Origin of the sequence: Alloyangia pacifica (assembly GCF_003111685.1) — a bacterium.
GTDB lineage: Bacteria > Pseudomonadota > Alphaproteobacteria > Rhodobacterales > Rhodobacteraceae > Salipiger > Salipiger pacificus_A.
This window is the reverse complement of sequence record NZ_CP022189.1, coordinates 2,185,515-2,207,936: the sequence shown is the minus strand read 5'-3', so window position 1 is coordinate 2,207,936 and position 22,422 is coordinate 2,185,515. Positions and strand designations below refer to the sequence as shown.

23 protein-coding genes are annotated in these 22,422 nt (G+C 67.0%); 6 read left to right on the top strand and 17 right to left on the bottom strand.

Features of this window, described 5'->3' with window-relative positions; translation table 11 throughout:
• Positions 1 to 10 precede the first annotated feature (10 nt).
• The 7 genes from rodA to CEW88_RS10605 form a co-directional block, all read right to left on the bottom strand.
• The gene (gene rodA, locus CEW88_RS10635; RefSeq protein ID WP_108966626.1) at positions 11 to 1,150 is read right to left on the bottom strand and encodes a rod shape-determining protein RodA; all 1,140 of its coding nucleotides are present in this window, start codon (positions 1,148 to 1,150) and stop codon (positions 11 to 13) included.
• The gene (mrdA, locus tag CEW88_RS10630; protein ID WP_108966624.1) at positions 1,147 to 3,066 is read right to left on the bottom strand and encodes a penicillin-binding protein 2; all 1,920 of its coding nucleotides are present in this window, start codon (positions 3,064 to 3,066) and stop codon (positions 1,147 to 1,149) included. The genes rodA and mrdA overlap by 4 nt, the downstream gene beginning before the upstream one ends.
• Complete coding sequence (locus tag CEW88_RS10625; RefSeq protein WP_108966622.1) at positions 3,063 to 3,605, bottom strand: rod shape-determining protein MreD; 543 nt, start codon at positions 3,603 to 3,605, stop codon at positions 3,063 to 3,065. Before CEW88_RS10625 ends, mrdA begins: the two co-directional genes overlap by 4 nt.
• Entirely contained in the window at positions 3,598 to 4,557 is a 960-nt protein-coding gene (gene mreC / locus CEW88_RS10620) for a rod shape-determining protein MreC (protein ID WP_108966620.1), read from the bottom strand. The genes CEW88_RS10625 and mreC overlap by 8 nt, the downstream gene beginning before the upstream one ends.
• Positions 4,558 to 4,673: 116 nt before the next feature.
• A complete protein-coding gene (locus tag CEW88_RS10615; protein WP_095882793.1) occupies positions 4,674 to 5,720 on the bottom strand; it encodes a rod shape-determining protein in 1,047 nt (348 codons plus the stop codon).
• A gap of 307 nt (positions 5,721 to 6,027) precedes the next feature.
• The gene (locus CEW88_RS10610) at positions 6,028 to 6,477 is read right to left on the bottom strand and encodes a YtoQ family protein (protein ID WP_108966619.1); all 450 of its coding nucleotides are present in this window, start codon (positions 6,475 to 6,477) and stop codon (positions 6,028 to 6,030) included.
• Positions 6,478 to 6,560: 83 nt separating this feature from the next.
• Positions 6,561 to 7,283: a hypothetical protein gene (locus CEW88_RS10605; protein ID WP_217626432.1), complete on the bottom strand. Its 723-nt coding sequence runs from the start codon at positions 7,281 to 7,283 to the stop codon at positions 6,561 to 6,563.
• Positions 7,284 to 7,712: 429 nt separating this feature from the next.
• On the opposite strand from CEW88_RS10605, the gene mscL reads away from it, so the two are divergent.
• Both mscL and CEW88_RS10595 read left to right on the top strand, forming a co-directional pair.
• Positions 7,713 to 8,135 carry a large conductance mechanosensitive channel protein MscL gene (gene mscL, locus CEW88_RS10600; RefSeq protein WP_108966617.1) on the top strand — a complete coding sequence of 141 codons (423 nt, stop codon included), beginning with the start codon at positions 7,713 to 7,715 and terminating at the stop codon, positions 8,133 to 8,135.
• 114 nt (positions 8,136 to 8,249) lie between these two features.
• Complete coding sequence (locus CEW88_RS10595; RefSeq protein ID WP_108966615.1) at positions 8,250 to 9,137, top strand: cation diffusion facilitator family transporter; 888 nt, start codon at positions 8,250 to 8,252, stop codon at positions 9,135 to 9,137.
• A 125-nt stretch (positions 9,138 to 9,262) separates the two neighbouring features.
• On the opposite strand, the gene ald is transcribed toward CEW88_RS10595, so the two are convergent.
• Positions 9,263 to 10,381 (bottom strand): alanine dehydrogenase, encoded by a 1,119-nt coding sequence (gene ald / locus CEW88_RS10590; RefSeq protein WP_108966613.1) that lies wholly within the window; start codon positions 10,379 to 10,381, stop codon positions 9,263 to 9,265.
• 150 nt (positions 10,382 to 10,531) lie between these two features.
• On the opposite strand from ald, the gene CEW88_RS10585 reads away from it, so the two are divergent.
• Together CEW88_RS10585 and CEW88_RS10575 are read left to right on the top strand one after the other, a co-directional pair.
• Positions 10,532 to 10,990: an Lrp/AsnC family transcriptional regulator gene (locus CEW88_RS10585; protein WP_108966611.1), complete on the top strand. Its 459-nt coding sequence runs from the start codon at positions 10,532 to 10,534 to the stop codon at positions 10,988 to 10,990.
• Between the two features lie 197 nt (positions 10,991 to 11,187).
• Positions 11,188 to 11,514, top strand: coding sequence for a hypothetical protein (locus tag CEW88_RS10575; protein WP_108966609.1), 327 nt, complete (start codon positions 11,188 to 11,190; stop codon positions 11,512 to 11,514).
• A gap of 133 nt (positions 11,515 to 11,647) precedes the next feature.
• On the opposite strand, the gene ccoS is transcribed toward CEW88_RS10575, so the two are convergent.
• The 9 genes from ccoS to ccoN form a co-directional block, all read right to left on the bottom strand.
• Positions 11,648 to 11,809 carry a cbb3-type cytochrome oxidase assembly protein CcoS gene (ccoS, locus tag CEW88_RS10570; protein WP_095881226.1) on the bottom strand — a complete coding sequence of 54 codons (162 nt, stop codon included), beginning with the start codon at positions 11,807 to 11,809 and terminating at the stop codon, positions 11,648 to 11,650.
• Entirely contained in the window at positions 11,806 to 14,001 is a 2,196-nt protein-coding gene (locus tag CEW88_RS10565) for a heavy metal translocating P-type ATPase (protein ID WP_108966607.1), read from the bottom strand. Before CEW88_RS10565 ends, ccoS begins: the two co-directional genes overlap by 4 nt.
• A gap of 4 nt (positions 14,002 to 14,005) precedes the next feature.
• Positions 14,006 to 14,479: a FixH family protein gene (locus CEW88_RS10560; protein WP_108966606.1), complete on the bottom strand. Its 474-nt coding sequence runs from the start codon at positions 14,477 to 14,479 to the stop codon at positions 14,006 to 14,008.
• Positions 14,476 to 15,912: a cytochrome c oxidase accessory protein CcoG gene (gene ccoG / locus CEW88_RS10555; RefSeq protein ID WP_108966605.1), complete on the bottom strand. Its 1,437-nt coding sequence runs from the start codon at positions 15,910 to 15,912 to the stop codon at positions 14,476 to 14,478. The genes CEW88_RS10560 and ccoG overlap by 4 nt, the downstream gene beginning before the upstream one ends.
• A gap of 90 nt (positions 15,913 to 16,002) precedes the next feature.
• Positions 16,003 to 16,881, bottom strand: coding sequence for a LysR substrate-binding domain-containing protein (locus CEW88_RS10550; RefSeq protein ID WP_108966603.1), 879 nt, complete (start codon positions 16,879 to 16,881; stop codon positions 16,003 to 16,005).
• A 446-nt stretch (positions 16,882 to 17,327) separates the two neighbouring features.
• Positions 17,328 to 18,215, bottom strand: a complete 888-nt coding sequence (ccoP, locus tag CEW88_RS10545) for a cytochrome-c oxidase, cbb3-type subunit III (protein WP_108966601.1) — start codon at positions 18,213 to 18,215, stop codon at positions 17,328 to 17,330.
• A gap of 13 nt (positions 18,216 to 18,228) precedes the next feature.
• Entirely contained in the window at positions 18,229 to 18,426 is a 198-nt protein-coding gene (locus CEW88_RS10540; RefSeq protein WP_108966599.1) for a cbb3-type cytochrome c oxidase subunit 3, read from the bottom strand.
• Between the two features lie 12 nt (positions 18,427 to 18,438).
• On the bottom strand, positions 18,439 to 19,167 hold the full coding sequence (ccoO, locus tag CEW88_RS10535; protein WP_108966597.1) for a cytochrome-c oxidase, cbb3-type subunit II: 729 nt from the start codon (positions 19,165 to 19,167) through the stop codon (positions 18,439 to 18,441).
• 12 nt (positions 19,168 to 19,179) lie between these two features.
• Entirely contained in the window at positions 19,180 to 20,793 is a 1,614-nt protein-coding gene (gene ccoN / locus CEW88_RS10530; RefSeq protein WP_108967751.1) for a cytochrome-c oxidase, cbb3-type subunit I, read from the bottom strand.
• A gap of 204 nt (positions 20,794 to 20,997) precedes the next feature.
• Here ccoN and CEW88_RS10525 point away from each other — a divergent pair, with 204 nt between their 5' ends.
• Both CEW88_RS10525 and CEW88_RS10520 read left to right on the top strand, forming a co-directional pair.
• Positions 20,998 to 21,837 carry a universal stress protein gene (locus tag CEW88_RS10525; protein WP_108966595.1) on the top strand — a complete coding sequence of 280 codons (840 nt, stop codon included), beginning with the start codon at positions 20,998 to 21,000 and terminating at the stop codon, positions 21,835 to 21,837.
• Between the two features lie 260 nt (positions 21,838 to 22,097).
• Positions 22,098 to 22,412, top strand: coding sequence for an SH3 domain-containing protein (locus tag CEW88_RS10520; RefSeq protein WP_254694390.1), 315 nt, complete (start codon positions 22,098 to 22,100; stop codon positions 22,410 to 22,412).
• The last annotated feature ends 10 nt before the right edge of the window (positions 22,413 to 22,422 follow it).

The window sequence follows — 22,422 nt, the reverse complement described above, 5'->3', positions numbered from 1 at the left end:
CTTGCGAAGTCTAGCGTGGCCTGTGGATGTGCGCACTCTGCACGAGACCGAAGGCGATCATCAACACCAGCATGGCCGAGCCGCCGTAGCTCACCATGGGCAGCGGCACACCGACCACGGGCGCAAGGCCCATGACCATCGACATGTTGACCGCGAAGTAGAGGAAGAAGGTGAGCCCGATGCCCAGCGTCAGCAGCGAGGAGAACCGGTCGCGGTTGCGCAGCGCGGCAAAGATGCAGAACAGCAGGATCAGCACGTAGAGCGTCAGCAGCGACATGCCGCCGACGAAGCCGAACTCCTCGGCCAACGTGTTGAAAATGAAGTCTGTGTGCTTCTCGGGCAGGAAGTTGAGCCGCGACTGGGTGCCCTGCATGAAGCCGCGCCCGGTCCAGCCGCCCGAGCCCATGGCGATCTTGGCCTGGGTGATGTGATAGCCCGCGCCGAGCGGATCGGTGGATGGGTCGAGGAAGGTGTCGATGCGGCGGAACTGGTAGTCCTTCAGCAGCTGCCAGTCGGTGCCGCGCGACTCGAAGACGGTAAAGACCGTGCCCACCCCGGCGGCGATCACCACGGCAAAATAGGCCCAGTGCACCCCGGCGAGGAACATGATCAGCCCGCCGCCGATCATCAGCAGCAGCGCCGTGCCGAGGTCGGGCTGGATCAGCGTCAGCCCGGTCGGCAGCAGGATCAGCAGGATCGGCATCAGCACCCAGAGCGGGCGCGACGTCTTTCTCAGCGGCAGCCAGTCGTAGTAGGCGGCCAGCACCATCACCAGCGCGATCTTCATCAGCTCCGACGGCTGCAGCCGCATGAAGCCGATGTCGATCCAGCGCTGCGCGCCCATGCCGACGGTGCCGAAGAGCTCTACGGCGATCAACAGCGCGAGCGCGCCGAGGTAGGCCAGAACCGACAGGTTCCGCCAGAGCCAGATCGGCACCATGGCGGTGACGAACATCGCCGCCAGCCCGAGGCCGAAGCGCTTCATCTGCGGCTCGGCCCAGACGTCAAGGCGTCCGCCAGCCACCGAGTAGAGCATCAGGAAGCCGACGCTGGCCACGGCGGTCAGCAGGATCACCAGCGGCCAGTTGATGTAGAGCACCTTGCGCCAGCCCGTGGGCGTGGTCTTGACGGTGTATTCGAGATAGCTCACGCGCGCCCCCGTGCCTGTTCGGCGCGCTCGCGGCGCTCGCGGTCGAGCCGCTCCTGCAGCTCCTTGATCTTGTCGTGGTCCGACGAAGGGTAGGCGTCGAGCGGGGGCGTGCCGCCGTAGAGCGCCTGCAGCGCCACGTCGCGCACGATGGGGGCCGCGGCCGAGGAGCCGCCGCCGCCGTGCTCGACGACCACCGAAACCGCGATGCGCGGCGCGTTCACCGGGCCGAAGCCGACAAAGAGCGCATGGTCGCGCTCGACCCACGGAACCTCGTCGTTGCTGACCACCCGGTTGCGGACCTGCGCCGTGCCCGACTTGCCGGCAAGCTCGTAGCCTTCGGCGACAACGCGTGAACGGTAGCCCGTGCCGCGCGTGGTATTCATCACCGACGACATGCCCTTGCGCACCCAGCGCAGGTGGTTGGGATTGATGTCGAGCGCCTGCCCGCCGACAAGCTCGGTCTCGACCCCGTCTATGGTCTTGACGAGCCGCGGGTGTACCTCGCGGCCGGTGGCGATCCGGGCGGTCATGATCGCGAGCTGCAGGGGCGAGGTCAGGACGAAGCCCTGACCGATCGAGGCGTTCACCGTGTCGCCGATCAGCCAGCCCTTGCCCCGCTCGCGCTGCTTCCACTCCCTGTTGGGCATGATGCCGGAGGTCGTCGCCGACATCGGCACGTCCGGCGCGGTGCCGAGCCCGAGCCGCCGACCGACATCCGCGATGCGGTCGATGCCGACCTTCATCGCCACGTCGTAGAAGAACACGTCGCAGCTCTGCTGCAGCGCCTGCTCCAGCGTCACGTGCCCGTGGCCGGAGCGCTTCCAGCAGTGGAATCGGCGCGACCCGACCTCCAGGTGGCCGGGGCACCAGACGGTGTCGTCGGGCGAGAGGACCCCCGCCTCGAGCGCGGCGAGCGCGGTGACCATCTTGAAGGTCGAGCCCGGCGGGTAGGCGTCCTGCACGGTCTTCGAGGCGAGCGGGCGGTGATCGTTGTCGCGCAGGATCGAATAGTCGGCGACCGAGATGCCGCGCACGAACTTGTTGGGATCGAAAGAGGGAGCCGAAGCGATGGCCAGCAGGTCGCCTTTTTCCACGTCCATGATCACGCAGGAGGCGGATTCATGGCCCAGCCGCGCCTGCACGTAGTCCTGCAGATCGCTGTCGATGGTCACCTGGATGTCGGCCCCGTTGTCGCCCTCGCGCCGGTCGAGCTCGCGCATGACCCGGCCCACGGCGTTGACCTCGACGCGTTTGGCCCCCGCCTTGCCGCGCAGCTCTTCCTCGTATTTGGCCTCGACTCCGACCTTGCCGATCTGGAAGCGCGGGATGCGCAGCACCGGTTCGGGGTCCTCGTAGCGAGCGAGGTCGCGCTCGGACACCGGGCCGACATAGCCCACCACATGCGCGAAGTTGCCGTGCTGCGGGTAAAAGCGCGACAGGCCGACCTCGGGGGTGACGCCAGGAAGGGCAGGGGCGTTGACCGCGACTCGGCTGATCGACTCCCAGCTCACCCGGTCGGCGATGGTGATCGGCAGGAAGGGGGCAGAGCGGCGCATCTCGGCCAGCGCGCGATTGAGCTCGTCCTCGTCCAGCTCGACCAGCGCCGAGAGCTTGGCGATCACATCCTCGACGTCCCCGGCGTCTTCGCGAACGATGGTGATGCGGTAGGTCGGGGTGTTCTCGGCGATGACCTTGCCCTTGCGGTCGAAGATGCGTCCGCGGCTCGGCGGGATCAGCCGCATGTTGATGCGGTTTTCCTCGGCCAGCAGGCGGAACTCGTCCGCCTGATCGACCTGCATGTGGTGCATGCGCAGCCCCAGCATCCCGGCAAAGCCGAGCTGCACGCCGCCCAGCAGCAGGGCGCGGCGCGAGATGCGGCGCCAGCTGTCGGAGCTTTCCTTGGGGGTGCGTCTCACATCGGTCTCCCGGCATGGTCGAAATCGCCCGGCGCCATCCGGCGCACGCCGAACAGGCCCTGCGACAGCAGGACCACCAGAGGGTAGCAGATCACGGTGGTGGCGTATCGCATGAGCGCAAGGAAAGAGGTTCCCTCGGGCACGATCAAGAGCCCCAGCGCCAGCCGGAACAGGATCGTGATCACCGCCAGCACCACGGCGACGGTGATCCATTCCATCAAGAAGGTCTGCTCGCGCCGCGGCCCGTCGCGGTTCTTCAGCGACTCGGTGGCCATCAGCACCAGCACCGCCCAGAGCCCCGGCGGGCGCTGGAACAGCAGGTCGGCCAGCAGGATGACTCCCGCCACCAGCAGCGCGGGCACGTAGTCGGGCCGACGCAGCGCCCAGGCAAAGCACAGGGCGGTCAGCACGTCCGGTCCCGCATAGGCGGCGGGCATCAGGTCGAGCGGCAGCAGGTGGATGAAGATGAGCGCGAAGGTCAGGGCGACGAAAATGGCGCGCATCATCCAGACCTTGGCCGGGCGGCTGCTCTCAGCCATTGCCGGCCTCCGGCCCCGATCCGGGCTCCGCGTCGCTGAGCGGTGGCACCGTCGGATCGGTCACCGCCTCGGGCTGCGGTGCCTCGGGCGGGGTTTCGGGCAGGATCAGCCCCGACGGGGCGCTGACCCGCCGCGCGCCGTGGTCGCGCAGCACGCGCAGAAACTCCAGCCGCTCGTAATCGGCGGCAAGGCGCACGCGCAGCCGCCCGCCCGGATCCTGCACCACCTGGCCAATCAGCAGCCCCGGCGGGAAAACCTCGCCATCGCCCGAGGTGACAATGCGGTCGCCGGGCTTCACCAGGTCGGGGTTCTCGAGGAAATCGATCGGCGGGTTGGCCGAATTGTCGCCGACCACCATGGCCCGCTGGCCCGAGGGTTGGATCGTCGCCGGGATGCGACTGCTGGCGTCGGTCAGCAGGATCACCCGCGCCGTGTTGTTCCCGACCCCCGAGATGCGCCCGACTAGACCGATGCCGTCCATCGTGGCCCAGCCGTCGACGATGCCGTCGCGGCTGCCGACGTTGATCAGCACCGACTGGCGGAAGGGCGAGCCGCTGTCGGCCAGGACCACGCCGGTGATATAGGTCAGCCGCGGATCGAGCTGCACGTTGTTGAGATCGCGCAGCTTGGCGTTCTCCTGCTCGAGCTGCAGCGCGGCCTCCTTCCAGGCGGTCATCCGGCGCAGCTCGCGGCGCAGCTCCTGGTTCTGCTCGTGGATGCGCTGGTAGGACTGGAAGTCGCGCAGGATCTTCACCGCGCCGGTGACCGGCGCCATCGCCCAGTCGAACCCGGGCATGATGGTGTCGATCACCTGTGCGCGGAACCGCTCGACGCGCGGGCTGTCGATGCGCCAGAGGATGAACAGCCCGGTGAGCCACAGGATCAACACCGCCAGAAGCAGGCGCTTCAGCGGGGCGGAATAGTCTTCGCTGTTGGTGCCGTGTTTCGCCATCGGATCTCTGCGGGTGGCCTCTGCGTCACGTGTGCCTCAGGGGCGGTGCAGGGCGGGTGCGGCCTCGGCAGCACCCGCCCCGGACTATGCCGCAGCCGGGACGATCCCGAAAGGGATCAGCTGTCGTAGTCGATCGCGTGCTGCAGCTGCTTTTCGTATTCCAGCGCCTTGCCGGTGCCGAGCGCCACGCAGTTGAGGCTTTCCTCGGCGATGGACACCGCAAGCCCGGTCTGCTCGCGCAGCGCCAGATCGAGATCGCCCAGCAGCGCGCCGCCGCCGGTCAGCATGACGCCGCGATCGACGATGTCGGCCGCCAGATCCGGGGGGGTTGCTTCGAGCGCGGACATCACCGCCTCGCAGATCGCCTGCACCGGCTCGGACAGCGCCTCGGCCACCTGGGCCTGGCTGATCTCGGTTTCCTTCGGCACGCCGTTCAGCAGGTCGCGGCCGCGGATCTGCATCGAGCTGCCGCGCCCGTCGTCGGGCATGCGCGCGGTGCCGATCGACGTCTTGATGCGCTCGGCCGTGGCTTCACCCACCAGCAGGTTCTGCTGGCGGCGCAGGTAGTTGACGATGGCCTCGTCCATGCGGTCACCGCCGACGCGGATCGAGCGCGCATAGACGATGTCGCCCAGCGAGAGCACGGCCACCTCGGTGGTGCCGCCGCCGATGTCGACGACCATGTTGCCGGTCGGATCGGTGATCGGCATGCCGGCACCGATGGCCGCGGCGATCGGCTCGGCGATGAGCCCCGCCTTGCGCGCGCCAGCGCTCAGCACCGACTGACGGATCGCCCGCTTTTCCACCGGCGTCGCGCCATGCGGCACGCAGACGATGATCTTCGGCTTCGAGAAGGTCGAGCGCTTGTGCACCTTGCGGATGAAGTGCTTGATCATCTCCTCGGCGGTGTCGAAATCGGCGATGACGCCCTCGCGCATCGGCCGGATGGCTTCGATCGAGCCGGGGGTACGCCCCAGCATGAGCTTCGCATCCTCGCCGACGGCCAGCACCTTCTTGACGCCGTCCTTGACGTGATAGGCCACAACCGACGGCTCGGACAGAATGATTCCGCGACCTTTCACGTAGACCAGCGTGTTCGCCGTGCCGAGGTCAATGGCCATGTCCGCCGAGAAGGCGCCCATGAGTCTGTCCAGTCCAAACATTAAGTGTCCCGCCCCAGAAATACGCGTTTTGGCCCTCGACTCCCCTCGAGCGAAGGCTCGGGTGTTATAGGGTCGGACGGCGCGGCAAAAAAGCCCCCACCCTGCGCAAATGCGCGTGAAATCGCGTGTGGGGTCTTGCTGCCGCACATCCGCCGGTCGGCAGCGCCCCGACTCGGCGCTGAAGCACGTCGCACATCTCTCGGCATTTGCTTACGAAAGGGGCGCGACGGAACGTCGCGGCCGCCGCATCGGGCCGCAGGGCGAGGCGGGCCGCGTCGTGGCGTCACCCGGCGGCGATGATAGCCTGTTATTCGGGCAGGGCGCCGGTCAGAACGTAACGCAGCGTGGCCACCACCTCCTCGGGCTCGCGGGTGACCGCCAGCGCCGCGGCATCGACCTCCTTGAGCGCATGGTCATGCTCGGGGCGCTGCAGGATGATCAGCGACTTGCCGAGCGCGGCGGCATAGCCCGCGTCGAAGGCGGCATTCCACTGCTTGTACTGCTCGCCGAAGCGCACGACGACGACGTCGGCATCGGCGATCGCCTTGCGGGTGCGGATTGCGTTCATCTTGGCGCCCTTGTGGTCGTGCCAGAACTTGCTCTGTTCGGCGCCGAGGATGGCCACGCCGCAATCGTCACTGGCCGCGTGGTCGGTCACCGGGGCGCTGAAGGTCACATCAAGCCCCTGCGCCCCCGCGATGATACGCTCGCGCCAGTCGGTGTGAATCTCTCCCGAGAGATAGACGTTCAGTCCCATGGGGTGTCCCTTCCGTGTCCTTGCGTGCCGGGCAACCTATGCACTGACCGGCGCAAGACAACCGCAAAGGCGGGGAAGAGGGCTCAGAACTCGTGCCGGTAGGAGACGCCGAGCTTCTGCTCCTCGCCGAAATCATTGTCGATGTAGGAGCCGAAGAGCGCCACCGTGTCGGCCTCGGACAGGTGATAGGACAGCCCGCCGCCCAGCGAGATACCGTTGAAGTCGTCGGACCCGCGCGTGTAGATGCCGCCGGTCATGAAGGTGAGCTTCTCTGTGAACGGCCGCATCGCGAACAGTCCGGCATAACCGCTGTTGTTGCTGACCTCGACGTCGAAGGTCTCGTGCAACTCCACGCTCGTGACTGCCACGGTGCCCTCGCTGTAGGTATAGCCGAAGGGGGTGAAGAGCTGCCACCTCCCGGTCTTGAGCCCCATGGCCGTCAGCGGGATGAAGCCCCCGAGCGAATAGCGGGTCTGCTCCGAGCCATTGTCGAACTCGTTCTTGCCGGCCGAGAAGGTCAGGATGCCGAAGGAGAAGAGGTAGGATGCCCCGAGCGACCATTGCCCGCTCTCCGAGACCCGCGCGTTGACCTTGGTCACCGGGCCGAAGGCCAGCGAGCCGGAGACGGAGAACTCGTCCGAATAGGACACGCCGGCCTTGGTGGCGATCTTGGTGGGGTCCTCTGGGTTCTTCTCCTCCTGCGCAGTGACAGGAGTGGAGGTCAGAAGCGCGATCAGGGCGGTGCCGGCGCAGAGCCGCGCGCAGCGGGGGTCCGTGAGGAATGGTCGGGAAACGGGTCTGGCCACGAGATTGCCCCTTGTGAAATGCCTACGGGAAGAATGATCGGTCGGAACGTCTATCCTGCGCGACGCCGGGAAATGCCTGCGCTCATACTAAGGCGGGAAAGCCAAACAACAAGCACCAGTTAAGGTGGAGCGAGACGGCGCGCGCTGTGGTTCTGGTTGCCCTGGGCCGCCGTGACCTGCGCGCCGTGCAGCGGCCAGCGCGCCCCGATCCACGGCAGCCAATGCTGCGGCGACGAAACCGCGCCGCGCGGAGAGGGCGACGTCCGGGCGCACCGGGCCCAACGCACAAAAAGTGAGGGATCTCTGCATCCTGTCCGCCGCCCGCGCGGAATGTCCCCGGGTTTTCCGTGGCGTCATCGCGGCAAACGTGCCACCTCTGGACCCGGAAACGACAGTCACACCCGCGCAGCGGGCAGGGAACCCAGAGACATGATTCAGGAATTCAAGGACTTCATCGCCAAGGGCAACGTCATGGACATGGCGGTGGGCATCATCGTCGGCGCCGCCTTCACCGCCATCGTCACCTCGCTCGTGGGCGACATCATTAACCCGATCATCGCTCTTTTCACCGGCGGCATCGACTTCTCGGGCTGGTTCTACGCGCTCGACGGGGGCGACTATGCCTCGCTGCAGGCGGCCAAGGACGCCGGGGCGCCGGTCTTCGCCATCGGCAGTTTCATCATGGCGGTGATCAACTTCTTCATCATCGCCTTCGTGGTTTTCATGCTGGTCAAGATGGTCAACAGGATCCGTTCTGCGGCGGAAAAGCCCGACGAGGTGGCCCCCGAGGTGAAGACCGGCCCCTCCCAACTCGATATCCTGATCGAGATTCGCGACGCGCTGAAGAGGTGATCCGTCTTGCGCATTCTGCAGTCCCGCCATGCAGGCCCGGATCCCGATACGGGTTCCGGGTTGCGAGCCAAAGACGACATCGCTAAGTCGCCCGGACCCCTCCGGAGAGCCAGCATGACCCGCAGCGTGAAGATCGCCCTCGGCAGCGTATTCGTCGGCATTCTCGTGCTGACGATCAAGACCTTTGCCTGGTGGCTGACCGGCTCTGTCGCGCTGATGTCGGACGCGCTGGAGAGCATCGTCAACGTCGCCACGGCGCTGGCGGCGCTTCTGGCGATTCACATCGCCTCGCAGCCGGCGGATGCGGACCACCCCTTTGGCCACCACAAGGCCGAGTATTTCAGCGCCGTGCTCGAGGGCGTGCTGATCGTCGTCGCCGCGGTGCTGATCCTGCGTGAGGCCTGGGGGGCCTGGCAGCAGCCCGAGGCGATCCAGCAGGTCGGGCTGGGCCTTGCCATCAACCTCGCGGCAGGGGCGATCAACGCGCTCTGGTGCTACGTGCTGCTGCGCGAGGGGCGCAAGCTGAACTCGCCGGCACTGCTGGCGGACGGCAAGCACCTTCTGACCGACGTCTTCTCCTCGGCCGGGGTGGCCGTGGGGGTCGGCGCGGCGGTGCTGACCGGTTGGCTCTGGCTCGACGCCGCTCTGGCGGCGCTGGTGGCGGTCAACATCCTCTGGTCCGGCTGGCAGGTGATCCGCGGCTCGGTCGGCGGGCTGATGGACGCGGCGGTGCCCGAGGCGGAACTGGCGGACATGCGCGCGGTGATCTCGGCCAATGCCGAGGGCGCGGTCGAGGCGCATGACCTGCGCTCGCGCCGGGCCGGGCAGGCGGTCTTTCTCGAGTTCCACCTGGTGGTGCCGGGCGAAATGTCCGTCGATGCGGCGCATGAGATCTGCGACCGCATCGAGCACGCGCTTCAGGAGAAGATCGACGGCTGCCGCGTGACCATCCACGTCGAGCCGGAGCACAAGGCAAAGCACTCGGGCATCGTGGTGCTCTGAAACCCGGGCCGCAGGGGGCGTTGCCTCCGCCTGCCTGCGCTTGGACTCCCCGCGTATTTGGAAAGAGAAGAAAGGGCGGGCGCTTCTGGCGGCCCGCCCTTTCTTTTCTCGCGATGTCGTGCGGATCAGGCGGCGAGAGCCTTCTCGATGCTCTCCAGCGGCAGGTTCAGCGCGCGGGCGACGGCAGCATTTGTGATCTGCCCGTCGTGCACGTTGAGCCCGGCCTGCAGGTGCGGGTCCTCGGCGCAGGCGACGCGCCACCCCTTGTCGGCGAGCGCCAGCATGAAGGGCAGGGTGGCGTTGCCGAGCGCCAGCGTCGAGCTGCGCGGCACCGCGCCGGGCATATTGGCGACGCAATAGTGCTGAATGCCGTCGACCGTGTAGACCGGGTCCTGGTGGGTCGTCGCCTTCGAGGTCTCGAAGCAGCCGCCCTGGTCGATCGCCACATCCACCAGCACCGCACCGGGCTTCATGGTCCCGAGCTGCGCGCGGCTCACCAGCTTGGGCGCGGCGGCACCGGGGATCAGCACCGCGCCGATCACCATGTCGGCCTCGGCCAGCAGCTCGGCCACGGCGCCCTCGGTCGAGTAGCGGTTCTTGAAAAGGCTACCGAAGGTCTCGTCGAGCTGGCGCAGGCGCGGCAGCGACCGGTCGAGCACGGTGACATCCGCGCCCATGCCTGCGGCGATGCGGGCCGCATGGGTGCCGACAACGCCGCCGCCCAGCACCACCACATTGGCCGGCCCGACGCCGGGCACGCCGCCCATCAGCACGCCGCGCCCGCCATTCGCCTTCTGCAGCGACCAGGCGCCCATCTGCGGCGCGAGGCGCCCCGCGACCTCGGACATCGGCGCCAGCAGCGGCAGCCCGCCTCGGGCGTCCGTCACCGTCTCGTAGGCGATGCAGGTGGCGCCGGACTCGAGCAGATCCTGCGTCTGCTCGGGGTCGGGAGCGAGGTGGAGGTAGGTAAACAGCAGCTGGCCGCGCGTGAGCTGCTTGCGCTCGGCGGCCTGCGGCTCCTTCACCTTGACGATCATCTCGGCCTCGGCCCAGATCTCCTCCGCTGTGGTCGCGATGCGGACACCCGCCGCGGTGTAATCCTCGTCGGAGAAACCGGCGCCGAGACCCGCGCCCTGCTGCACGATCACCTCGTGACCATGGGCCACCGCCTCGCGCGCGGCGTTGGGCGTAAGACCGACGCGATATTCCTGCGGTTTGATCTCTGTCGGGCACCCGATTTTCATGATAGCTCCTCCTCCTGGCCCCTCCGGGCATCTCTTGATGCTTTCAGGATGCGCCCGCGCGCGTGCAATTTCCTTGCTGAAGTGTCCCGTCCAAAGCGCTATTGGGGGGAGAATCTTCGACCACACCGCCAAGTTTTCGAAAGACTACGCATGCAACTCGACGATACCGACCGGCGCATCCTGCGCGCGCTGCAGAAGCAGGGCCGCATGTCCAACGCGGAGCTGTCGGAAAAGGTGAACCTCTCGGCCTCGGCCTGTCACCGGCGGGTGCAGCGGCTGGAGGCCGAGGGCTTCGTGAAGGACTACGTGGCGCTGCTCGACGCCCGCAAGCTGGGGCTGGCGAGCACGGTGTTTGTCGAGATCCGCCTCAGCGCCCAGGCCGACGAGGTTCTGGATGCCTTCGAGAAGGCGGTGGCGCGGGTGCCGGCGGTGCTGGAGTGCCACCTGATGGCGGGCACGGCGGATTACATCCTCAAGGTCGTGGCCGAGGACACCGAGGATTTCGCCCGCATCCATCGCCAGTATCTCACCCGCCTGCCGGGCGTGGCGCAGATGCAGTCGAGCTTCGCCCTGCGCACCGTGTTCAAGACCACCGCCCTGCCGCTCTGAACAGCCTGCACCGCCATGACGACTTGCCGCGCCATGCCGCGCATCCCCTCGGGCAACACAAATGCGCCGACGATCATGATCGCCGAGAAGGCGGCCGAGATGATCCTGCAATGATCCTCTGCGGTTGCGCCGGAACCGTGCTATGCTCGGCGGTGTTCGAGACTCAAGACTTTGCCCGAAGCATTTGGAGACAGCCGATGAACGCCATTACGCCGATCGCCGCCGCGGTCCTTTCGCTCAGCCTTGCCGCCCCGGCGCTTGCCGGGGATTTCACGGTCTATGAGGGTGTGCCCGCCGACCGCAGCAAGGACGCAGGTCGCTATTTCTCGCAGCTCGACCTCGACCGCAACGGTGTGCTGACCTGGTCCGAGCTGGTGGCCGCCTACGGCGATTCGGCCTTCGACGCGATTATGGCTTTTGACGGCAACGCCGACCGCATGGTCACCCGCAACGAGATGCGCGCCTATGACGATCTCGGCACCGGCGGGCCGGCCGGGCTGCTGCACGAGAGAGTGCGCGGCTGACCGGGGCGCGGAGGGGGCTTCGCCCCCTCGGTGCTGCTTTCCACACCCCGGGGATGGTTCCCCCTCGAGGAAAGCCGCGCGGCGTCTTCCAGGCTCGAGCCTGTGCGCCGTAGGCGGGCCTGCCCGGGGGCGTTCAATCCTGCTTGGGGTGGTCGTCGTACTTGCCCGACAGGATCCGCTGCGCGTCGCCCTCGGGATCTTCGTACTGGCGGCTCTTCACCGTGAAGACGAAGAAGCCGAGTCCGAGCCCGCCGAGGATCAGCGAGATCGGGATGAGGTACGCGAGGATATTCATTTTGTTGCCTTGAGACGCAGCGCGTTCAGCGAGACGGTGATCGACGAGGCCGACATGGCCAGCGCCGCAATGAGCGGCGAGCAGAGCCCGGCTACGGCCAGCGGCACGGCGATGACGTTGTACCAAGTGGCGATGGCGAAGTTCTGGCGGATGCGTTGCGTGGCGCTTGCGGCGACCGACATTGCTCCGGGGATCGGCGCCAGCGAGCGACCCAGCAGCACGATGTCCGAGGCCACCCGCGCCGCGTCGAGCGCCGACGCCGGCGAGATAGAGACATGCGCGCCCGCCAGCGCCGCCGTGTCGTTGAGCCCGTCGCCAACCATCAGCACCCTTCTGCCTGCGTCCGAGAGCACCCTTACCCGCGCCGCCTTGTCCTGCGGCAGCGCCTCGGCGACCCACTGCGGGATCTGCAGTCGCGTCGCCAGCGCTTCGACCGCGGCGGTGCTGTCGCCGGAGAGCAAGATCACGCGCTTGCCCATGTCCTTGAGTGCGGCGACTGTTTCCTCGGCGCCGTCCCTCAGGCTGTCCTCGAAGGTGAAGACCTGCGCCGGGCCTTGTCCGACCCGCAGCCATGCAGCGGTGGCCGCGCTCTGTCCGCCACCGGTCCAGGCGGCCCGGCCGAGCCGCACGGGCTCTGCGCGCCAGAGGCCCTCGGTGCCATGGCCCGGCACCTCCCTGAGGCCGGTGACCTCTGCGGGGCTGATCCCGGCGGCGCGGAGCGCGGCGGTCAGCGATACCGAGAGAGGGTGGGCCGAGCCCTCGGCGAGGGCGAGGGCGATCTCGAGGTCGTGCCGGGTGAAGTCGTCGCGATTGGTCAGAGCCGGCGTGCCCGCGGTCAGCGTGCCGGTCTTGTCGAAGACCACCGTGTCGATCTCGGCCAGCCGCTCGAGCGCGGTGCCGTCCTTGATCAGAAGCCCCTGCTTGAAAAGCTTGCCCGAGGCGGCTGTGGTCACCGCGGGCACGGCGAGCCCGAGCGCGCAGGGGCAGGTGATGATCAGCACTGCGGCGGCGATATTGAGCGCGACGCGGAAATCGCCGGACCAGAGCAGCCAGCCGAGGAAGGCCAGCGCGGCGAGGATGTGTACCCCCGGCGCGTAAAGCTTGGCGGCCTTGTCGGCGAGCGGCGTGTAGTTTTCGCGGCCCGACTCGGCCACGGCCACCAGATCGGCCATCCGGTGCAGCGAGGTGTCGCGGCCCACCGCCGTGGCGCGGATCACCAGCGGGCCTGTGAGGTTCACCTCGCCGGCGCTGACCGTCTGGCCGGGGGCGGCGTAGACGGGCAGGGTCTCGCCGGTCAGCAGCGAGCGGTCGAGCTCTGACTGGCCCTCCCGGATCTCGCCGTCGACAGGCATCCGCCCGCCGGGGCGCACGCGGACCAGATCGCCGACGTGCAGCTCGGCGGCGGGGACCTGTTCCTCGCCCGCCTCGGTGAGACGCCAGGCGCGGGGCACCTCGAGCGCCGAAAGCTCCTCGGCGGCGGAGCGCGCGATGGCGCGGGTGCGGTGGTCGAGGTAGCGCCCGGTGAGCAGGAAGAAGGTCAGCGCGATGGCGGCGTCGAAATAGGCGTGCTCGCCCGAGAGCATCGTCTCCCAAAGCGAGGTGACGATGGCCAGCAGGATCGCCAGAGAGATCGGCACGTCCATGTTGAGATGCCCGGCGCGCAGCGCGGTCCATGCGTTGCGAAAGAAGGGCTGCGCCGAGAAGGCGACAGTGGGCAGCACGATGGCCGCCGAGATCCAGTGGAACAGGTCGCGCGTCGGCCCCTCGGCGCCGGACCAGACCGCGACCGACAGCAGCATGACATTCATCGCGGCAAAGCCCGCCACGGCGAGGCGCATCAGCAGATCGCGCCCGGCCGTGTCGGTGGCGGTGGCCGCCAGCGTGCCGGCGTCGAGCTCGTGAGCCTCGTATCCCGCCGCTTCGACGACGGGGATCAGCGCCTCGGCGGTCATTTGCGGCTCAGCCTCGATGCGCACGCGCTTCTGGCTGAGGTTGACCCGGGCGCTGCGCACGCCCGGCACCTTTTCCAGCGCGCTTTCCACGGCGGTCATGCAGGCGGCGCAATGGATGGTCGGCAGCGACAGGGCCAGCCGGGCCTCGGAGGGCTGCGCGCGCTCGGCCAGCGCCTCGGCGGCGGGGGCGGCAACGCAGGCCGGGCAGGCAGAGGCGGGCGGTCGCAGGGTGGCGGTCATGAGGTCAGCCCCTGATGAAGAATTCCAGACGCTGCTCGAAGAGCGTGCCATCCTCGGCGCGGGCCTTTACCCAGACGTTCCAATGGCCGGGCGCAAGATCGTCGGCGGCGACGAACTGGCGGCCGTCCCAGAAGAACTCGGGCGTGTGGTCGTCCTTGACGTGGGTCGAGCGGCCGAGCCTTGCGCTCAGCTCGGCGGGCTTCACCGGCAAACCCTCGGGATCGGTGAACCGCAGCACCACCGCGCCCTCGCGCGGCTCGGCATGGGCGGTCCAGCGCAGCGCCTCCTGCTCGGCGCGGCGGACATCGAAGGTCTGGCTGGCGACGTAGGAGTTCGGCACCTCGAGCCCGGGGAAGGTGGCGATGGCATTGTAGGCGAGCGCGATGTTCACCGCGATGATCACCCCGAAGGCGCCGCCGAAGATCGCCAGCACGTGCCAGCCGGTGAGCTTGCGTCCGCTATCCTGTGCTTCGGTCATTGACTCGTCCGTCCGTTGAAGATGGTTGCCTTGGCGGCGCGGTCGCCGGTGGTCAGGTCCTCGACCCAGATGTGGAACTCGGTGCGGTCGGCCTTAGCCTCGGGGGTGCCCTCGGGAGCGGTCACATAGACCCTCTGAAGGTGCGTCTCGTTGGCGGGCACGTCAACGGTGGTGTCCGTCTCGCCCTCCAGGCTGATCTGCAGGATGGCATCGTCCGAGAGCGACAGCCGGAAGGGCCTGTCCTCTCCGTGCTTGTTGAGCAGGCGCACGTCGTAGGTGTTGCGGATCGAGCCGTCCGAAAGCACCACGTAGGTCGGATTGCGCACCGGGGCGACGGTGAGCTCGATCTCGGGGCGCAGCACCAGCGCGACCAGCAGGCCGACGCCGACCAGCGACCAGAGCGCGGTATAGAGAAGCACGCGCGGGCGGAAGATGTGCTTCCAGATCCTACGGGGTTCTTGGCCCGCGCGCTCACGCGTCTCGTCCGACAGGGCGAGGTAATCGATCAGCCCGCGCGGCTTGCCGATCTTGTCCATCACGTCGTCGCAGGCGTCGATGCAGAGCGCGCAGGTGATGCAGGCCATCTGCTGGCCGTCGCGGATGTCGATCCCCATGGGGCAGACGTTCACGCAGGCGTTGCAGTCGATGCAGTCGCCGAGGTTCTCGGCGCCCTCGGCCTTGCGGTGCTTGCCGCGCGGCTCGCCGCGCCAGTCGCGGTAGCCGACGGTCAGCGTCTCCTCGTCCATCATCGCCGCCTGGATGCGTGGCCAGGGGCAGGCGTAGATACAGATCTGCTCGCGCGCGAAGCCGCCGAAGGCAAAGGTCGTGGCGGTGAGGATGGCGATCGTCGTGTAGGCCACCGGGTGGGCGTTGCCGGTCACCAGGTCGACCAGCAGGGTGGGGGCGTCGGTGAAATAGAACACCCAGGCACCGCCAGTGGCCAGCGCGATGAGCAGCCAGACCACCCATTTGGTCAGCCGCAGCCGCGCCTTGCGCATGTCCCATTTCTTTTGCCGGTGCAGCCGAAGCCGCGCATTGCGGTCGCCCTCGATCCAGCGTTCGACGAGGATGAAGAGGTCGGTCCAGACGGTCTGCGGGCAGGCATAGCCGCACCAGACCCTTCCCAGCGCCGAGGTGAAGAGGAAGAGCCCGAGCCCTGCCATGATCAGCAGGCCGGCGACGAAGTAGAACTCGTGTGGCCAGATCTCGATGAAGAAGAAAAAGAAGCGGCGGCCAGCCATGTCGACCAGAACTGCCTGGTCCGGCAGCTCCGGCCCCCGGTCCCAGCGGATCCAGGGGGTCACGTAGTAGATGCCCAAGAGCACGAGCATCAGCACCCATTTGAGATTACGGAAGTGCCCGCGCACCCGGCGGGGGAAAATCGGCTCGCGCGCCGCGTAGAGAGAGGGCGCGCTTGGTTGGGTCTCGGACACCGCAAGTACTCCGGTTCGAATCTGCCTGTGCCGCCCGTTCTGACGCCGCAGCGCGCCACGAACTTTGACCTGCATCAATAAGCATATCTTTCACTTAGCTTTTGCGGCCTCACGTCGCAGCCAGGTGGTGAACATCCGAAGCGGCGCGCGCATGACGCCGGGCCGGGTGACCAGATAGTAGCCCTTTTGTCGGCTATCTTCGAACAATAGTCGCAGCCGGCCCGAGGCGATGTCGTCCTCGGCAAAGACGCGGGCGGTGATCGCGATGCCATGACCCTGCCGCGCGGCCTCGAGCATCAGGTTGCCGGGCAACGAGCTGACCCCCTGCCGGACGTCGTGGTCTATGCCGAACTGGGCGAACCAGTCGGTGGCCTCGTTGGTGCCCAGCTCCTGCAGCCAGTGGAAGCTGCGCAGCTCGGCGGGGTCGGTGTACTCGCGATCGCCCACCAGCTGCGGCGAGCCGACCAGTGCGATGGGAGATTCCACCAGCAGTTCGGCCTCGAGCCCCGGCCAGCGGCCCGAGCCGTAGCGCAGCGCCACGTCGATGCCGCCTGGCTCCAGCGGCGCGAGCTTGGCCGAGGGGTCGAGCATCAGGCTAATCTCGGGATGCGCCTCTCGGAAGCGCGCGAGTCGCGGCATCAGCCAGGACGAGGCAAAACTCGGCGTGGTGGTGATCATCAGCGGCCGGTCGGCTTCGGCGCCGGTCAGCGCCTCGAGCTCCTGCGCGATGCGTCCGAATCCCTCGGCCAGCGCCTGTGCCAGCCGCGCGCCTTCCTCGGTCAGCGCCATGGAGCGCCGCGAGCGGTCTAGCAGCCCGATGCCGAGATGCGACTCCAGGTTTCGTATCTGCTGGCTGATCGCCGCGTGGCTGACGTTCAGAGCTGCGCCGGCCTTTTGCACCGACCCGGTCTCGGCGTAGGCGGCAAAGGCCCGGAGCGCAGGGAGAGGGGGGAGAGAGGTCCAATTCATTATGTCAAGCAATCTTACATGTCAGAATTCTTCCTGACTGGCTGCAATGGGCCCTTCGATCAATACTTGAAGGGCGAAATGGCGTATTCAGGAGGTTAAAAGTGCTTGTAATATATGCAAAAACTTTCATGACTGCGACCCGGACGGACGTCAGGCCAAATTGCCCTCCATCCGCGCGCTCGACACATGCGCCTCGCCCCGGTGCGCCAGAGGCGTCCCGGGCAAGCGACAGGCGTCGCCGGGGTATACGGTCAATGATCAACGGAATTTTGATGCGTGCCAAGGGCAGAAATGCGGCCAAGGCAGATTGCCGGGGTCATGAGACGTGAAACGTCCGCTTTCTCGGCGGCAAAAGGAAACGCCGGCCCCCCTGGAAACGCGCGAACAGGTGGGGGACCGGCGTCTGGCCTCCGGGCTTTGCGGCCCAGAGGTATCTTGTCGCGCGCCTACTCGGAGGCTTCGCCGCCGCCAAGCCCGTGCACATAGGTGGCCACGGCGCGGATTTCCGCTTCCGACAGACGGGCGTTCCAGTTCGGCATGACGCCGAAGCGGGCGTTGGTGACGGTCTCGTGGATCGTCGCGTAGTCGCCGCCGTAGAGCCAGATCGCGTCGGTCAGGTTCGGCGCGCCCTGCATCCGGTCGCCGGTGCCGTCCTCGCCATGGCAGGCCGCGCAATTGTCCGCAAAGACCGTGGCGCCCTCGTCGACGAGCGAAGCGTCCTGGGGCTCTTCGCCCGACAGCGTCATCACGTAGTTGCTGACCGCGGCGATCTGCTCGCGTTCGAGCAGCCCGTCACGCCCGAAGGCGGGCATTTCCGAGTAGCGCGCATCGGGGTCGTCCTCGTTGCGGATGCCATGGGTGATCGTGGTGTGGATCTCCTCGATCGAGCCGCCCCAGAGCCAGTCGTCGTCGAGGAGGTTGGGATAGCCCTTGGCCCCCGCCGCACCCGAGCCGTGGCACTGCGCGCACCAGGTGCGGAAGACCGCGGCCCCGGCGTTCTGCGCGTAGCCGCCCAGCTCGGGGTCGCCCGCGATCGAGTTCAGCTCGACCGAGGCGAGCTGCTCGTTGATCGGGGCGAGCTTGGCCTCCTGCGCGGCGATCTCCTCGGCCACGGCGCCGCGGGTCGAGTAGCCGAGCAGCCCCGCGGTGGCCGAACGCACGCCCGGCCAGGCGGGATAGGCGATGGTGTAGCCCACGCCCCAGATGATGGTCGCGTAGAAGACCATCAGCCACCAGCGCGGCAGCGGCTTGTTGTACTCCTCGATACCGTCCCAGGAATGGCCGGTGGTCTCGTAGTCGAGATCGTCTCTGCGGGTGTCTTTCTTGTCGCTCATGATCCTCGCCTCCTCACTTGTGCGCGGGTTTTTCGGGCGCGTCGGGCGCGGCCGGGGCGGTGTCGTTGCGAAGCGGGATGCTGGCGGCGTCATCGTGATTGCGCCTGGCCCCGGGGCGGAAGATCCAGACGATCATCCCCACGAAGAACAGGAACATCAGCAGCAGCCCCCAGCTGTCCGCGAAGTGGCGGAGGCCGGAATAGGTGTCCATCTCGTCCCCTCCTCAGCGGCTGGCGTCGGGCGTGAAGGTCGAGAAATCGACCAGCGTGCCGAGCATCTGCAGGTAGGCCACCAGCGCATCCATTTCCGAGATGCCCGGTTCGCCGTCGAAGTTGCGCACGCTGACCTTCTCGCCATAGCGCTCGAGCAGCCCGTCGTAGTCGAGATCGGGGTTGGCCTGCACCCGGAAGTCGGCCGAGGCGTTCTCGACCATCTCGTCGGTATAGGGCACGCCGACCATGCGGTGGGTGGCCAGAAGGTCTTCCATGTACTGCCCGTCGATCAGCTTGGCCGACAGGAAGCCGTACTTGGGCATCACCGATTCCGGCACGACCGACTGCGGGTCGGTCAGGTGATCGACATGCCACTCGTCCGAGTAGCGGCCCCCGACGCGGGCGAGGTCGGGCCCCGTCCGCTTCGAACCCCATTGGAACGGGTGGTCGTACTGCGATTCCGCCGCCAGCGAGTAATGGCCGTAGCGCTCCACTTCGTCGCGCATCGGGCGGATCATCTGGCTGTGGCAGACGTAGCAGCCCTCGCGGATGTAGATGTCGCGCCCGGCCAGCTCCAGCGGGGTGTAGGGGCGCATGCCCTCCACGTCCTCGATGGTGTTTTCCAGGTAGAAGAGCGGCACGATCTGCACCAGCCCGCCGATGGTCACCACCAGGAAGGCGAAAATGGCCAGCAGCGTGACGTTCTTTTCAAGGATCCCGTGTTTGTCGAGAATGCTCATCTTCGGCCCTCCTTATTCGGCCGGAGTGGCATGCGCCGTGGCGGTCTCGGCTTCGACAGCCGGAGCCCGTTTCACGGTCATCCACAGGTTGTAGCACATGATAATCGCACCAGCGATGTAGAGGCCGCCGCCGAGGGCACGCACCACGTACATCGGGAACTTGGCGGACACGGTGTCGGCGAAGCTGTTGACGAGGAAGCCGTTGGCATCCACCTCGCGCCACATCAGGCCTTCCATGATGCCCGTGACCCACATCGAGGCGGCGTAGAGCACGATGCCGATGGTGGCGAGCCAGAAGTGCCAGGAGACGAGGCTCAGGCTGTAAAGACGCTCACGGTTCCACAGTTTCGGCGTCAGGAAGTAGAGCGCGCCGAAGGTGATCATGCCGTTCCAGCCAAGCGCGCCGGAGTGCACGTGGCCAATGGTCCAGTCGGTGTAGTGCGACAGCGAGTTCACCGCGCGGATCGACATCATCGGGCCTTCGAAGGTCGACATGCCGTAGAAGCCGATCGAGATCACCAGCATCCGCATGATCGGGTCGGTGCGCAGCTTGTCCCAGGCTCCCGAGAGGGTCATCAGGCCGTTGATCATGCCGCCCCAGCTGGGCATCCACAGGATGATCGAGAACACCATGCCAAGGGTCGAGGCCCAGTCGGGCAGGGCGGTGTAGTGCAGGTGGTGCGGACCGGCCCAGATGTAGAGGAAGATCAGCGCCCAGAAGTGCACGATCGACAGCTTGTAGGAGAACACCGGGCGCTCGGCCTGCTTGGGCACGAAGTAGTACATCATCCCCAGGAAGCCGGCGGTCAGGAAGAAGCCCACGGCGTTGTGGCCATACCACCATTGCGTCATCGCGTCCTGCACGCCCGAGAACAGCTGCACCGACTTCGAGCCCCAGATCGATACGGGGATGCTGAGGTTGTTGAAGATGTGCAGCATGGCGACGGTGATGATGAAGCTCAGGTAGAACCAGTTCGCCACGTAGATGTGCGGTTCCTTGCGCTTGATGATCGTGCCGACGAAGACCAGCAGGTAGGCGACCCAGACCACGGTCAGCAGCCAGTCGACGTACCATTCGGGCTCGGCGTATTCCTTCGACTGGGTGGCGCCCAGCAGGTAGCCGGTCGCGGCCAGCACGATGAAAAGCTGGTAGCCCCAGAAGACGTACCAGGCGAGGTTGCCGCCCCAGAGGCGGGTCGCCGAGGTGCGCTGGACGACGTAGAACGATGTACAGATCAGCGCGTTGCCGCCAAAGGCGAAAATCACCGCCGAGGTGTGCAGCGGCCGCAGCCGTCCGAAGTTGGCAAAGCCCTGCGCCCATTCGAAGTTGAGCGCCGGAAAGGCCAGCTGGGTGGCGATGAACACGCCGACCGCGAATCCCACCACGCCCCAGAAGGCGGTTGCAATGACGCCGGCGCGCACCACATCGTCCATGTAGCTCAGCTCTCGCACCCGGGCGGGCACCGGCTCGTCGGTATTGCGGAGGGTCCAGAGGAACAGACCCGCCGCGAGGAGGAAGATGGTCAGCGCATTGACCATGTAAGCCACGTCTCGTGCGTAGTTGGCAGCGATCAGCGCGAAGAGCGCGACAACCCCCAGCACGATGAGCTTGATATAATTCAGCATCATTCGTCCCTTCGTCTGACTCGCACGATTCGTTGCCGCGCGAGCGGTTCTGACTGACGGGGTTTTGAAGTGAATGCTCCCGCCCAACCTTGATCTGAATCAAGGCTTTGGTTCCGAGTTCTTGCGTTAAGTCATTCTAAGGGTTGCCCTTCGGGCGTAATGTGCCGGTGTCGGGCCCTCCCGGACAATACCACGGAGATTGCTATGGGCTACAAATCAATACTTACGGTTGTGACCGACGAGGCCTTCCTGGAGTCGACGATCGACCACGCCGCCGCGGTTGCCGCGTGCTGGGACGCCCATCTGGATGTGCTCGCCTTCGGCGTCGACCGCACCCAGACCGGCTATTATTACGCCGGCGCCGATGCGATCATTCTGCAGGAAACGCTCGACCGCGCTTCTAATGATGCCACGGCGCTTGCCACGGCGGCGAAGGCGCGGCTGAACCGCTTCGACCTGCGTTGGGCGGTCGAGGAGGGTGTCGCGCAATTGGCCGACATCGGTCGCCACGTGGCGGGTCGGGCGCGGTTTGCCGACATGGTGGTGCTGCCCAAGCCCTATGGCCCGGACCGCGGCGTCGAGCTGGAGCCGGTGGTCGAGGGCGCGCTCTTCGAGGGGCAGGCCCCGGTGCTGGTGGTGCCGCGCGCCTCGGACCCGTCGAGCAAGCCCAAGCGCGTCGTGCTGGGCTGGAACGAAAGCGCCGAGGCGCTGCGCTCGGTGCGCGCCGCCATGCCGATCCTCAAGGAGGCCGAGGCGGTGCACGTGGTGGTCATCGATCCGCCGCAGCACGGGCCGAACCGCTCCGATCCGGGCGGCATGCTGTCGCAATACCTGTCGCGCCACGGGGTGAGCGCCGAGATCGACGTACTGACCAAGACCATGCCGCGGATCTCCGATATCCTGAACCGCCACGTGCAGGACGTGGACGGTGACATGATCATCATGGGTGCATATGGCCATTCCCGCTTCCGCGAGGCGATCCTCGGCGGCGCGACGCGGAACATGCTGGAGTTGGCAGAGGTACCGGTCTTTCTGGCGCATTGAGGCTTGGGAGAAGAGGCCTCTGCAAAGAAACCGGACAGGCGGCGCAAGCCGTCCGAGGGCGGACCCGAGGGTCCGCCCTTGCCGTGTCTGCCGCTCCGTGTCTGCCGCGCCAACCCTGCGAGGACGTGTCTGCGGCAGCGGTTGCCCGGGCACCGCACGGTGGGGGCGCAACGGCCCGGCGCGCTCGGTTGAGGTTCCTTTCGCACCGGCAAGTCGATAGGGTCCGGGCCGAGGCAGAAAAGAACGAGCAGGAGACACCCATGCGCGCAACGATCGGGACCGTGATGATGAGAGGCGCGGCAGCGCTCGCCCTTGCGGCAACATTGGGCGGATGTGCCGCCAATCCCGGCTGGGGCGGGCGCTACGAGGTTCATGGCGTCGAAGAGGGCGACATGCTCAAGCTGCGCGGCGGGCCGGGCACCGGTTTCGACGTGATCATCGGCCTGCCGAACGGCACCGTCCTTCGGGTCTACGACTGCACCCAGACCGGCGGCACCCGCTGGTGCGAGGCCGCCCTCGATCGGGCGCCGGAGACACGGGGCTACGTCTCATGGGCCTACCTGCGCGAGCACTGAGCACGCCGTC